15 protein-coding genes are annotated in these 12241 nt (G+C 53.9%); 6 read left to right on the top strand and 9 right to left on the bottom strand.

The window, feature by feature from the left end:
- Window positions 1-18 precede the first annotated feature (18 nt).
- Window positions 19-825, bottom strand: a complete 807-nt coding sequence (locus tag HY272_05065; GenBank protein ID MBI3772049.1) for an RMD1 family protein — start codon at window positions 823-825, stop codon at window positions 19-21.
- 78 nt (window positions 826-903) lie between these two features.
- The gene (locus HY272_05060; protein ID MBI3772048.1) at window positions 904-1233 is read right to left on the bottom strand and encodes a hypothetical protein; all 330 of its coding nucleotides are present in this window, start codon (window positions 1231-1233) and stop codon (window positions 904-906) included.
- 129 nt (window positions 1234-1362) lie between these two features.
- Between HY272_05060 and HY272_05055 the strand changes: the two genes are divergently transcribed.
- From HY272_05055 to HY272_05040, 4 genes are all read left to right on the top strand, one after another.
- The gene (locus HY272_05055; GenBank protein ID MBI3772047.1) at window positions 1363-2916 is read left to right on the top strand and encodes a methyl-accepting chemotaxis protein; all 1554 of its coding nucleotides are present in this window, start codon (window positions 1363-1365) and stop codon (window positions 2914-2916) included.
- A 52-nt stretch (window positions 2917-2968) separates the two neighbouring features.
- Window positions 2969-4126, top strand: a complete 1158-nt coding sequence (gene rnd / locus HY272_05050) for a ribonuclease D (GenBank protein MBI3772046.1) — start codon at window positions 2969-2971, stop codon at window positions 4124-4126.
- A 57-nt stretch (window positions 4127-4183) separates the two neighbouring features.
- Window positions 4184-5467: a hypothetical protein gene (locus tag HY272_05045; protein MBI3772045.1), complete on the top strand. Its 1284-nt coding sequence runs from the start codon at window positions 4184-4186 to the stop codon at window positions 5465-5467.
- A gap of 63 nt (window positions 5468-5530) precedes the next feature.
- Window positions 5531-6343: a hypothetical protein gene (locus HY272_05040; protein MBI3772044.1), complete on the top strand. Its 813-nt coding sequence runs from the start codon at window positions 5531-5533 to the stop codon at window positions 6341-6343.
- A 254-nt stretch (window positions 6344-6597) separates the two neighbouring features.
- Here the strand turns inward: HY272_05040 and HY272_05035 are convergent, their stop codons facing one another.
- The 6 genes from HY272_05035 to HY272_05010 all read right to left on the bottom strand — a co-directional run bounded on the left by HY272_05035 (window position 6598) and on the right by HY272_05010 (window position 10483).
- Complete coding sequence (locus HY272_05035) at window positions 6598-6801, bottom strand: cold-shock protein (GenBank protein ID MBI3772043.1); 204 nt, start codon at window positions 6799-6801, stop codon at window positions 6598-6600.
- 163 nt (window positions 6802-6964) lie between these two features.
- Window positions 6965-7528: an elongation factor P-like protein YeiP gene (gene yeiP, locus HY272_05030; protein ID MBI3772042.1), complete on the bottom strand. Its 564-nt coding sequence runs from the start codon at window positions 7526-7528 to the stop codon at window positions 6965-6967.
- A gap of 209 nt (window positions 7529-7737) precedes the next feature.
- Complete coding sequence (locus tag HY272_05025) at window positions 7738-8046, bottom strand: hypothetical protein (GenBank protein ID MBI3772041.1); 309 nt, start codon at window positions 8044-8046, stop codon at window positions 7738-7740.
- Between the two features lie 83 nt (window positions 8047-8129).
- Window positions 8130-8936, bottom strand: coding sequence for a dienelactone hydrolase family protein (locus HY272_05020; GenBank protein MBI3772040.1), 807 nt, complete (start codon window positions 8934-8936; stop codon window positions 8130-8132).
- Between the two features lie 27 nt (window positions 8937-8963).
- Window positions 8964-10001, bottom strand: a complete 1038-nt coding sequence (locus HY272_05015) for a TraB/GumN family protein (protein MBI3772039.1) — start codon at window positions 9999-10001, stop codon at window positions 8964-8966.
- Window positions 9998-10483, bottom strand: coding sequence for a hypothetical protein (locus HY272_05010; protein MBI3772038.1), 486 nt, complete (start codon window positions 10481-10483; stop codon window positions 9998-10000). The genes HY272_05015 and HY272_05010 overlap by 4 nt, the downstream gene beginning before the upstream one ends.
- Window positions 10484-10584: 101 nt before the next feature.
- Between HY272_05010 and HY272_05005 the strand changes: the two genes are divergently transcribed.
- Complete coding sequence (locus HY272_05005; GenBank protein ID MBI3772037.1) at window positions 10585-10950, top strand: histidine phosphatase family protein; 366 nt, start codon at window positions 10585-10587, stop codon at window positions 10948-10950.
- Here HY272_05005 and HY272_05000 read toward each other — a convergent pair.
- The gene (locus HY272_05000) at window positions 10947-11498 is read right to left on the bottom strand and encodes a bifunctional (p)ppGpp synthetase/guanosine-3',5'-bis(diphosphate) 3'-pyrophosphohydrolase (GenBank protein ID MBI3772036.1); all 552 of its coding nucleotides are present in this window, start codon (window positions 11496-11498) and stop codon (window positions 10947-10949) included. The two genes, HY272_05005 and HY272_05000, sit on opposite strands and share 4 nt — an antisense overlap.
- 46 nt (window positions 11499-11544) lie before the next feature.
- Between HY272_05000 and HY272_04995 the strand changes: the two genes are divergently transcribed.
- Window positions 11545-12228 (top strand): metallophosphoesterase, encoded by a 684-nt coding sequence (locus tag HY272_04995; GenBank protein ID MBI3772035.1) that lies wholly within the window; start codon window positions 11545-11547, stop codon window positions 12226-12228.
- The last annotated feature ends 13 nt before the right edge of the window (window positions 12229-12241 follow it).

Genomic DNA, 12241 nt, shown 5'->3' with positions numbered 1-12241 from the left:
TCGCTCGCCTCACTGCGGTTACTGCGTACCGCCAAACTTATCCCACAGCGAAAGCATAATCTCGAATAGAATTAAAAATACTATATACCACTCAACATGCAAGGTGCGTTTGTTTTGCAATAAACTTAACAAGGTTTCGGCGGTTCTGGAAATCAATTCCAGTTTGCGCTCCAGCGCCAGATGCCTTTCCCGCAGCTCATATTCATCCTGCAATCGCATGAAAAGCCGCTCCAGATCGGGCCGCTCCCACAACAGTTCAGGTTTCTCTTCCACCTCGACACGCCCCACCATCCGGCTCTGAATCGACAAGGTATGGCCAATATGCCGCAACAACTCTTTCGCCTGGCGCCCGCCACGGCCAAAACGTTGTAAATCGGAGGCTAAGGGTTCAATGCGATCGAAAGTTTCAGCGACATTGGCTTCGTAATACGCCAGCACCACGCTCTTGGCCAGGGTATCAGCAACCAGTTGTATTCGTTGCAAACTAAAATCCTGCAACCGAATACCACCGGGCACGACCTGCTCGCCATTACCGGGAGCGGCCAACACGATATTCAGCTCATCATGCTCCACTCGTTCCATGGGATCGATGACAAACTGTTTAATGTCATTGGCGAAGGTAACTTCTTCCAGGGCGTTGAGCCCGCACACCACCGCCACACCATAACGAAACAACACCGCACAACCAGCAATTCCGGCCGTAATCACCAGCGGACCATCGGCGAGCCGTTGCGCATCACGAAACGCCTTTAAATCGAGACGCTGCCCAAGATAAAGAGCGCGCACCCGGACTTGTTCCTGCCCCACAAACAGAGAGTTCGTCATAATGTATTTATCGTTGTTGATTCAACAGTATCCATACGTTAGATCGACAACTGGCGCGAAAAACTTCAGTCGACTCGATTAATCTTCTTCCATCGGCGGACTCCAGCCGAGTTCGCGGGCGCGCTTGACGGCCGCATCATGAATCCGCGCATGGCGCTCGCGCAATTCGGGGGGCAAGTGGTTCACCAGATACCCGTACTGATCCCAAATGGCCGCGACTTTGTCATACACGACCTGGATACGCCCGCCATCCCACCCGGCGCAGGTTTCGCTCTCCGGCAGAATGCCAAATACCCAGGCGTCTCGAACAATGGTTCCCGTCGGCGTCATGCCGCCGTAAGTATCCTGATCGATTCCAACATAGGTTTTCACTGCACTGTCCTCTAGAGTTAACTCATTACTTTTTATTAGATTTTATCTCGATAATCAGGTAAATAAAATCAATCTTTAGGGAAATTATAAACTTATAACAACTTCTTCCGATAACCTTATCGGCATAGTGGTAGTCTCTTCCTAAAACCAGAAGGCGAACACACGATGAAGCTTAACTTACCCGTGAGCGGTAGAGAAATCGATTATAGCGAGTCGGTTCGCATCATTTCGACAACCGACCCTAAGGGAGCCATCACTGGCTATAACCAGGATTTCCTCGAGATCAGCGGCTTTATGCCAGAAGAACTGTTAGGCAAAAACCATAACGTGGTGCGCCACCCCGACATGCCACCCGCAGCCTTTGCCAATCTCTGGGACACGATTAAGGACGGCAAGCCCTGGATGGGGCTGGTCAAAAATCGCAGCAAAAACGGCGATCACTATTGGGTCGATGCCTTTGCTACACCGATCAAACACGATGGCGCCATCGTCGAATATCAATCCGTGCGCACCAAACCTACTCGCGAACGCGTCGCGCGCGCCGAGGCGCTGTATGCCAGATTGCGCGATAACAAAACCCCGTTGCCGCATGCATTTGGTTTTACCACACAGCTTTATTTCGGACTCGCACTGACCATCGTCCCCGCCCTGCTCGGCACCCTGTTCTGGCCTGCAGCAATTCTGCCCGCGCTGTTGATCGGCCTGGTAATTGGCGCCGGTACCATTCATACATTAACGCGCTCCTTGACACGCACGGCAGACGATAGTCGCGAACTCTTCGATAATCCGCTGATGCGTTACGTCTACACCGGTCGCCAGGACGAGATCGGGCAGCTGCAACTTGCTCTAAAAATGGCAAGCTCACAACTTGATGCCGTTGTCTCGCGTATCGATTATTCCAGCGAAGACATGACCAACACCGCGCAAAAAACCGCCATCGTCGCCAGCCAGTCACGCAACTGTATCGCCAAACAACAAGCTGAAGTCGGATCAATGGCCTCTGCCATTACCGAGATGAGCGCCGCCGTCCATCAAGTCGCGCAAAGCGCCAATGACACTGCCGCCGCAACGACGGAGGCCAGCCAGAAGATTGCACAGAGCAAATCGCAAATCGGCCACAACATCGCGGCCATCACTCAATTGAGCGACGACATCGCTGCATCGGCCACCATCATCGATCAACTCGACAAGGACAGCCAGAATATCGGCTCGGTGCTGGACGTGATCCGCGCCATTGCCGAGCAAACCAATCTACTGGCACTCAATGCCGCCATCGAGGCCGCACGTGCGGGAGAACAAGGCCGTGGCTTTGCCGTGGTCGCCGACGAGGTTCGTACCCTGGCGCAACGCACTCAGCAATCGATTGGCGAAATCGAGGCCATGATCAATCAGATTCAAAAAACCGCACGCGAAGCCACCGGCACGGTGAAACGCAATAGCGATGAGGCCCGCCGTAGCGCCGACACGGCACAGCAACTGGCGCAATTCCTCGACATGATTTCCGCTGCGATTGATCGAATCGCCGATATGACACAACAAATCGCCAGCGCCACGGAAGAACAAAGCGCCGTCGCCTCAGAAATCAAGAACAATATCGATAGTGTCCAACTGGGATCAGACAAAGCCGTCACCCTGGCCGAGCAGAATCAGGAAATCAGCGACACCCTCAGTCATCTGACCCACCAGTTAGCCACGCTGGCGCGCCAATTTCGCAGCTAATCCCTTCCTTAACTGAGATACAATGCCGGTCTTTGATTCCGGCGCGTATCTCATGACTGCTCACTACATCACCGACTCCCAGGCACTGGCCCAATTCTGCAGCCGGCTCGCCAATAGCGATTTTGTCGCCATCGACACCGAATTTGTACGCGAGCGTACTTATTACCCGCAACTGGCGCTGATCCAGATCGGCACCGCCGAATTGATCGCCTGCGTTGATCCGCTGGCCATCGACGACCTTTCCTCGCTTGATGAGTTGCTGCAAAACCCTGGCGTCACCAAGGTGCTGCACTCTGGCAGCCAGGACATGGAAATCTTTTTTCACCGTTTCGGCCACCTGCCGCGAGCTGTCTTCGACACCCAGATCGCCGCCACCCTGCTTGGGCTGGGCGAGCAACTGGGATACGCCAATCTGGTCAAGGAACTGTTAGGACTGGACCTGGACAAGACCCAAAGCCGCACCGACTGGCTGCGGCGCCCGCTGGACCCGGCTCAGATCAGCTATGCCGAGGACGATGTCCGCCACCTGGCCACGATCTACCCGCTGATGCGCCAGCGATTACAGGACGCCGGACGCCTGGACTGGCTGGACGAAGACTTCACCGCCCTCTGCGACGAACGCCGCTACCGGCCGAATCCGGAACAGGCCTGGCTCCGCGTCAAGGGCACACAAAAGCTCAGGGGCGTGCAATTGGCGATCCTGAGCACAATCGCTGCCTGGCGTGAGGAAACCGCCATCGCCAGCGACCTGCCTCGGCGTCATGTCCTGACCGACGAACCACTGGTCGATCTGTGCCGCCTGCGGCCCCGCGATACGGAAGCCTTATCCAAACTGCGCGGACTCCCGGCCGGGGTAGCCCAGCGCCACGGCAACGCGCTGCTGGCATGCATCCGCGCCGCCGAAGCGCTGCCCAAGGAGGCCTGGCCCAAGCTCCACCTGCCACGGCGCCTGGAATCTGCAGAAGACGCCTTGGTCGATGCCCTGAACGCGATCATCAAGCTCTGCGCCCAGCGCTATCAGCTCAGCCCCTCCAGCCTCACCAGCCGCAAGGAGTTGGAGGACCTGGTGCGCGGCGAACGTGACCTGTCCCTGCTCCAGGGCTGGCGCCGCCACCACGGCGGCGATCAAGTATTGGCCTTTGTGAATGGCCAACTGCGACTGGAATGCGTCAGCGACAAACTGGCGCTTAACCCCACAGACAGCCACTGAACGGAACAACTAAACCTTGGTATCATTTAGCCATAAAATAATTGAGAGGGTAGGACAATGACACAAACCACACAGATCAAACCCGACTGGATCATCGGCTGCCATCTGGAGTACGACAACCACGGCACGGTCAGCATCGTCAAACAGGTTCAAGGTAAGGTCAGCGTCACCAAACTCGAAAGCACAGCGGCCAGCGGCGCCGAATTCAACCGCCGGCCGGTGTTTATCGGCATCAATGATAACAATCGCGCGCTACTCATGGATCCGGCGACCAAAGAAATCAGTCGCGAAGACGGCGTCCCCGCCGACGCGCGCTTCTATTACGCCTATCGCGATCCCGGCTCAGTGCGCGCCTGGCTCGTCAATGATGGCGATGAAAACGGTAACGATACCTACGCCTGCGGCGTGAACGGCTCCACCATCAGCATCCTGGCCAAGACCAACGGCAATGGCGATCACGTCGAAACCTTGTGTCTGGGCCGGGGTCATCATGTGGTGGCCTTTAGCGGCCCGACCGCCAAGGCCGGCCGTTTGCCACACCGTGCCTTCGCCAGTAATCTCAACGATGGCACGATTTCCGTCATCGGCAATGATCCGAACGATGCCGTGAGTTTCCTCAAGATCATCGCCACTATTAATCTCTTTGATCAGCGCTTCGAGGAAAATACCAAGACTCACATCCCGAATGGTGCCTATCCGCACGGCATGGATTTCTCGCCACTCACCAGCAAGATCTATAACCTGAACAACGGTTACGGCACAGTGGTGGTGATTGATCCCTTGACTCACGAAGTCGAGGCCAGCATCTCGATGCCCGGCTGCAGCAATCTGCTGCAAAGCCGCTGCCATCGCTATTTCATCGGCAAAGGCGCTGATCGCAAGGCCAATCCTGAACACGTGATGGGCAAACTGACTGTGTTCGACGCCACCAAAAATGAAATTGTTAACTCGCTTGAGATTCAAGATATTTATCCCAGCGTTTATCGCTTCAACCCCAAAGGCGACCGGCTCTATGTCACCACCGCCGCCACTGGCAAGGGTATACAGCGCGACAATCTGCGCACCGATGTGGTTCAGGTTTACGACAGCTCGGCATTGCCGCAATTGAAGCTGATTGAAGAAATCAAACTCGAAACCACCGATTCCGGCCGCCGCCCGATCGCTTTCCTGGAACAAGGCGGCACAGCACCCTACATTTTCGTCCCCAATCCGACTCAAGGCACACTGACCATCATCGGCGGCGCCAGCCACAAAGTCATTGAAACCGTGACCCTCGGCGCAGGCAAGATCAAGGAATTCAGCTTCTCATTCTGGAATGATCGCCAAATCTACGGCGCCTGATTTAATCGCCATCGACTGCCTGCGGCAGGGCGACCCCCTGCCGCGATTCAAGGATCTTTAACAATGAAACATGTTTCCCTGCGTTTATCTTCTGTCCTGCTTTTGGGGCTTACCTTCTCCTTCGCCGCGCGCGCTGACGACAGCAATGCACAACTGAATCGGATTGTCGATCGCAGCGGCCTGGAGAAGTTGATCAACCACGTACCTCAACTGGCACAGGGCGTGCTTAAACAAAGCAGCGGCGCGATTGAACCCCAGATGAACTCTGCTCTGAGCGGCGCCTTTAATCAGGCCTTTCAACCTGAACTCATTCAACGGGACTTTGCTGCCATTCTGCGCAGCCATTACGATGCCAAGCAAGCCAGCGATTATCTGCAACTGGAAGAAAGCCCGCTTGCACGAAAAGTAACTCAGCTTGAACGCGCCCTCAACGACCCTGAGCAGCAGAAAAACTTGCGCCAATTTGCCGAAGAGTTACAGAAAAAACCGGCCGCCGGAAAACGCCTGGCCTTGGTCAAACGTTTGGACAAGGCCAATCGCACTACTGAATTACGCATCGATATGGAAGCCGCGTTTTTCAAGGCTGTGTTTGTCGCCCTTGATCCGGTGATGGAGACGGACATGCGTTTGGGTGAAGGTGAAATGCAGAAGATGGAACGCGAAGTGCGGCAGTCGCTGCAAGCGCCGATTGAACGCGGCACACAGACTTATTATCTCTATGCCTACCGCGAACTGAGCGATGCCGAACTGAAAACCTATGTCGAGCTTTGCGAATCCAGCGCCCATCGCTGGGCTATCCAGATCCTCGGCAACGCCATGGTCTCGGCCTTAAATCAAGCCGGGGACCGCGCGGCCAAAATAATGGCGCAGAAGTAAAACCTTAAGAACCTGTTCAAGATTTTGATCAAGGGATGCAGTGCAAGGCGGAAACAGACGAAAAAGCGGACGAGCACATGGATGTGCGAGGTAGGGCAACGCAGGGAGCGGTTGCCGAGTTTACACGTAGTAAATGAGCATTTTGAGTCTGTTTCCAACGCCGCGACGCGCCCTTCAGCAACATCTTGAACAGGTTCCACAAATAAAGAACCCGCCAGAAGGCGGGTTCTAAGAGACGCCTGACCGAAACTGAGTTATTGCGGCACTACGTTAGTCGCCTGAATGCCCTTCGGGCCTTTCTCAGTGTCGAAGTTCACTTTTTGACCTTCGGCCAGGGTCTTGAAACCGCCTGCCTGAATCGCAGAAAAGTGTACAAACACATCATCACCGCCGTCAGCGGGAGTGATAAATCCAAAGCCTTTAGCGTCGTTAAACCACTTTACAGTACCAGTTGCCATATCAAAAACACCTCAACGTTGTTACAGAATCGATTCCTTGCACACAGACATCGATCGTGAATTCGCCAACACCAAGGTCAACGAACCCCCCCCCACCACACCTGCGGCTCAATCAGTATAGACCTTTCAGCGGGAACCACAAGTCCCCGCCCACCCGAGCTGGCTAGGCCCGGGACATGAATTCCCCGGTCTGGGTATTCACCCTGATACGCTCCCCAGGGGCAATATATTCCGGCACTTGCACCACCAGGCCAGTGATCAGCGTGGCTGGCTTGCTGCGCGCAGCGGCGGTGGCGCCTTTGATCACCGGCGAGGTGTCCACGATTTCAAGCTCGATCGAGCCGGGCAATTCAATGCCTATTACCGCGTCATCTGCCACCAGCAAGAAGATGCCTTGCAACCCATCCACCAAATACGGCATTTCCGCCTCAAGATCGGTATTGGCAATCGTGTGTTGTTCATAGCTCTCATTATCCATGAAGGTGCAGGATTCGGTCTCCCGATACACCAGCTGGGCCGGCCGGCGCATAAAATCCACCGTCTCGACGGTATCATCGCCCTTGTAGGTTTGATCCAACTTTTGCTTGGTCACGACATCGCGGTATTGAACCTTGTACAACGTATTCCCGCTCCGCGAAGAGGGAGAATGCACGTGCAGCTCCTTCACCACATAGGTCGCTCCCTGAAGGCTGACCACCATGCCCCACTTTAAATCACAGGCTTTCATTTTGCACCCTCAACAACTTGAATTTACATCAAAATAACAGTCCGCCAATGAACGCAAATTCGCGCGAATCCATTCCGAGATATTAACCCAGAACGACGGCACAAATAGACACTCGATGATTATTGGCGTTTATTAGCGTTTATTCGCGGATCATCAACCAATAAAACGGGCGCCCACGGGCGCCCTTAAGTCGTTTTCATGCCAAACCGCTATTTCTGTGGAAACCAGTCGCCGCGAAATACTTCCAAATCCTTGGCATGCAGGCGACCACCGACATAAAGCTCATTCAGCGTCTTGCGGCTGATCGTCTGCTCGCCACGATAACTCCAGACACCATTGATCACCAACTCAAACATGGTCACCATAATGTCATCCAAGCGGATCGAATACTCCTTCGACAGCTGCATGAAATCATCCAGCTTCAACGGCACTCCCTTTTGTTGATATTTCTCAGTGGCCAAATTGGCCAGCGCCACATCCCATTTCATTACTTCGACGTCTTGTTCTTTTTTTGCCATAAAAAACCGCCTCTATTGAACCATAACCACACAAAAAATCACCCCACGCGGTTATCGACCCGCAAGGCGATTTTGTTAGGCCCTTATTTTTCCCGTTTAGGATCGAAGACTTGCTTGAACAAGGCCTGCATATCGGCCCAGGAGGCCTTGTCGGCCGCCGCGTTATATTCCAGTGGCAGTTTGAATTGCTGACCATATTTGTCGGCATCCGGATTGGTAAAACTATGCTTGGCGCCAGGATAGGCCTTGAATTCATAATCCACTTGCGCTGCCTTCATTTCGGCATGGAAGGCATCGATCTGGGCCTGAGGGACAAAGGGATCATCCGCGCCATGAGCGACAAGAATCCTGGCCTTGACCTTGCCCGGTTGCGCAGGCTCGATGGCATCCAGGCTGCCATGAAAACTCACCACTGCCGCCAAGTCCATCCCACTGCGCGCCATTTCGAGCACCACCGCACCACCAAAACAATAGCCAATGGCGGCAATCCGTTTCGGGTCAACACTGGGTTGCGATTGCAGCAATTCCATCGCCTTCATAAACCGGGCCCGCGCCAGCGGTAAATTGGTTTTCACTTCGGTGGCGAATTTACCGGCCTCTTCCGGGTGATGCGCCTGCTTGCCTTCACCATACATGTCCAGAGCCATTGCGGTATATCCCAGCTCCGCCAACATCGTTGCCCGCTTACGGGCATAATCGTTCATCCCCCACCATTCATGTACCACCAACACACCGGGGCGCTTTTGCTTAATGGCATCATCGTAAGCAATAAACCCACGCATGACCTGGCCTTCAACTGTATATTCAACTTCCTTGGTTTGAACAGTGGCCAATGCAGACTGCCATGCCAAACCTAATACCGCCAACATTCCCCAACGTAACAATTTCATATGTCTCTCCTGTAACGTACCCGGCAATTATTGCTGCTGCACAGCAAACCCCTTCTGTTTCAGCTGCTCCACAATTCCATCATGCCCGACAAAATGGCCGGCACCCAACACCACAAAATAAGTACCGCCCTGTTTGGCCAGACGCTCCAGGCCTTCCGTCATACCCTTATTTCGGGCAGTCATCAACACAGTTTCTATTTCTTTTTCACCGGCCGTAACGCCAAAACTCTCGTCCATCAAATCTTCAAGTGCCGCCCCATTCCCTTGGGACCAGGCACTCAACATCCGCTGATAATATTCCTTACTGTCATCCATCACGCGCAGAGAATCGCGCAACATCGCCAACTGAGCCGTCTCTGACAATCCAGCTAACAGTTCCGCCTGCTTGGCTGCACTTTCAAGCTCAATGATTTTTTTCTTTCCTGCCGCCTGATTCAGAAAATACAGATCGACCCCAAGCTCCTCATTATATCCTGCCTGTTTGATCGATAATGACTCCAGCGTCAATGCCGCCAGCCACGGCTTTTGCATGGTGACCAATTGTTCCGGCGCCCCCAGTTTGGCCATTGCCTTCACCAACCGTTGCCAGCTCACCTCATCCAGATGCTGGCGAAGACTTTCTCCCGGCGGATACATGCCACTGACGGCAAATAATTGCGCCACCTGGAACGGATCAATGGCCGTCATGTTAATTTCGACGACCAAGGCATCGGCAGCGGCAAAAGCCTGCATGATTGGCGCAGGGAGCGGATACATCTCAGCGCGGCCAAAATGTATCGAGCCCAGCAAATAAAAACGTGTCTGTCCACGATCAAGTCGCCAAAATAACGTCCGATTTTTATCTGTTGCAACCGCTGGCGCAGCCGTAGGCGCCGATTTTTCAGTGGCCACCCCCACTTTCGGCCACGTACACGGTTGATCCTGGAATACAACTCGCCCGGATTCAACACAGCGAAACACGCCGGCACTTACGAACCCCGGACTGCATAAATACGCCAGCAACCCCCAGATCAACCACCAGCGCCACCAGGCGCTTTGTTGTTTTAAATAAGACTTCGTTTTCACATCCATTCCCCCTTGGCATAAGATTCAAGCTTATGTCGCATCCGTCGCACATGACTCCCTTGCCAATAGACTCGATCGCAACCCGCGCAATAAAGAATAACATCACCGAACCGCCTGGCATCACCCGGTACCCTCGCCATTTGCGATTCTGTCGCCAACTGCAACGGCGTATTGCATATCAAACAGCGACTAAACGGCGCGCGCAGCCAATTGATGCCCAATGCAGCCGTAAGCTCAGCCAGGCATTCCGGCATGGCATTTGACTCCAACAGCAGATACGAAACCCCGGCAAGATTATTTTCATTGTTCAAACGCCGGTCACGGGTAATCAACAAACGATCGCTGTCTCGCGCCAGATTGACTAATTGCCGGTCACTCAATCCCCTTTCGGCAATCCAAACGTCATAACCCGCTGCCCGCAACCAGCGGCCGACGCCTTGCAGCATCTCGTCGCAAATTAAACCCTTGGTTAGTTCTTTCATTCGTGCAGGCTGTTACAATTTCCCATTGCCAGAACCAAATTTCGCTAAAAATATATGCGCGTTTATTTTATCCGTCACACGGCCAGACGAACTATAACTTATTGCATCTATGCAACGATGATCCGCAGCGTAATGTTCACCTGACCCCTGCGGGAGAGACACAAGCCCGCGCCGCCGCCGAACGATTGCGCAATGCAGGCATCGAACGCATCCTCGTTTCGGAACTGCCACGCACGCGTCAAACCGCCGATATCATCAATCGTCATCACCATGCCCCGATTGAAACCCATCCTTTAATCAATGACATCCGCTCAGGCTTTGATGGCCAGCCAGTCGCTGACTACTTTGCCGCCATCGCCCATGAAGAGACGCTGCGGGTTTTTATCGCCCATTTCACCCACCTCAGCGACGAACAAATGCTGGATTTAAAAATAGCCAATTGCGAATACGTGGAATTTGAAATCTAATTATCAGGGCGACGCCCATAAGCCGTATCAAAAATCGTTTCCAGTTTGGGATGCGTGCCACGAATCCGATCCACGACTGCCTTCGCCCAGTCGAAATAGGCTCGTCGCTGCTCCATTGTCCATCCTGCCGGCGGGTTTGCATCCATATCGCGCAGGTTGCAAATTTTGTCCGCCAATTTGACCAGCTTTGCCGCCTGGGTTGCATGCACCGAATTTTCGACCTGCAGGCGCTTTCGTTCTGCCTTGGACAAACTTTGATCGTCAGTCACTTCCATCACCACATTGCGGATCTCAGCGCCAAACAAGGCTTCGATCTCTTCAGGCGAAGTCTCGGTATCTTCCACCGTATCATGGAGCAGCGCGGCACAAATCACCGGCACATCGCTAATCCCGGCCTCCTGGCTCAACACCGTTGCCAATGCGATGGGATGATTGATATACGGCGAGGCAGCCACATCCTTGCGCCGCTGATGACGATGTTTTTCGGCAGCAAAGGTCAGCGCCCTGAAAATCAAGACCAAGTTGTCATGTAAATACTGGTCGTTCATGACCGCAACTCGTAGACTATGGGGCTGGATGACCCCGGATTAAAACATGATCGAGTATTTCAACATTAACACAGCGGGCCGCGATTTTGTCATCGGCGATATCCATGGCTGCTTTGATCAGCTGGAAGAGGCCCTCAAAGCCCATGGATTTAATCCCCAGCGTGATCGCTGTTTTGCTGTCGGTGACCTGGTCGATCGCGGCCCTAATTCCCTCGCCGTACTCCATTATCTTGCTCAGCCCTGGTTTCACGCCTGCCTGGGCAATCACGAAGACATGGTGCTGCATTGTTCCCTGGAAATAGCACGCGAACGTTATTGGTTCGAAGCCAACGGCGGCGAGTGGTGGTTGGCGCTGGATGCCCAACGCCGCAAACAAATCCATACCGCGTTTGAGAAGCTGCCGCTGGCGATGGAAGTGGCTACCGCGCATGGAAAGGTGGGCATCGTCCACGCTGACGTCCCGCCCCGTCTAAACTGGCCGGATTTTCTGAAATTACTGCAACGTGGCGACATGGATTGCCGCCAGGAGGCGCTGTGGGGACGCCGCCGCGCCAAAGGAAAAGTCCGCCATGGTGTCAGCGGCATTGAGCGCGTAGTCTGCGGCCACAGCGTGACTTCTGATCTCAAAATTCACGTCATTGAGAATTACTGGCTGATCGATACCGGCGCGTTTCTTAACGAAATCGATTCAAGGCTAACAGTATTACCCTTGGAAGAATTGTTTACGTAGGGGCGATTCACGA

This window comes from Gammaproteobacteria bacterium, assembly GCA_016200485.1.
GTDB lineage: Bacteria > Pseudomonadota > Gammaproteobacteria > Tenderiales > Tenderiaceae > JACQEP01.
This window is presented reverse-complemented; position numbering and strand designations above follow the sequence as displayed.

Bases quoted from the DNA above. Each gene is read 5' to 3' on its own strand.
- HY272_05010 (MBI3772038.1), bottom strand. From the start codon at position 10,483: ATGAAAGAACTAACCAAGGGTTTAATTTGCGACGAGATGCTGCAAGGC.
- HY272_05040 (MBI3772044.1), top strand. From the start codon at position 5,531: ATGAAACATGTTTCCCTGCGTTTATCTTCTGTCCTGCTTTTGGGGCTT.
- rnd (MBI3772046.1), top strand. From the start codon at position 2,969: ATGACTGCTCACTACATCACCGACTCCCAGGCACTGGCCCAATTCTGC.
- HY272_04995 (MBI3772035.1), top strand. From the start codon at position 11,545: ATGATCGAGTATTTCAACATTAACACAGCGGGCCGCGATTTTGTCATC.
- HY272_05035 (MBI3772043.1), bottom strand. From the start codon at position 6,801: ATGGCAACTGGTACTGTAAAGTGGTTTAACGACGCTAAAGGCTTTGGA.
- HY272_05000 (MBI3772036.1), bottom strand. From the start codon at position 11,498: ATGAACGACCAGTATTTACATGACAACTTGGTCTTGATTTTCAGGGCG.
- HY272_05020 (MBI3772040.1), bottom strand. From the start codon at position 8,936: ATGAAATTGTTACGTTGGGGAATGTTGGCGGTATTAGGTTTGGCATGG.
- yeiP (MBI3772042.1), bottom strand. From the start codon at position 7,528: ATGAAAGCCTGTGATTTAAAGTGGGGCATGGTGGTCAGCCTTCAGGGA.
- HY272_05065 (MBI3772049.1), bottom strand. From the start codon at position 825: ATGACGAACTCTCTGTTTGTGGGGCAGGAACAAGTCCGGGTGCGCGCT.
- HY272_05045 (MBI3772045.1), top strand. From the start codon at position 4,184: ATGACACAAACCACACAGATCAAACCCGACTGGATCATCGGCTGCCAT.
- HY272_05055 (MBI3772047.1), top strand. From the start codon at position 1,363: ATGAAGCTTAACTTACCCGTGAGCGGTAGAGAAATCGATTATAGCGAG.
- HY272_05025 (MBI3772041.1), bottom strand. From the start codon at position 8,046: ATGGCAAAAAAAGAACAAGACGTCGAAGTAATGAAATGGGATGTGGCG.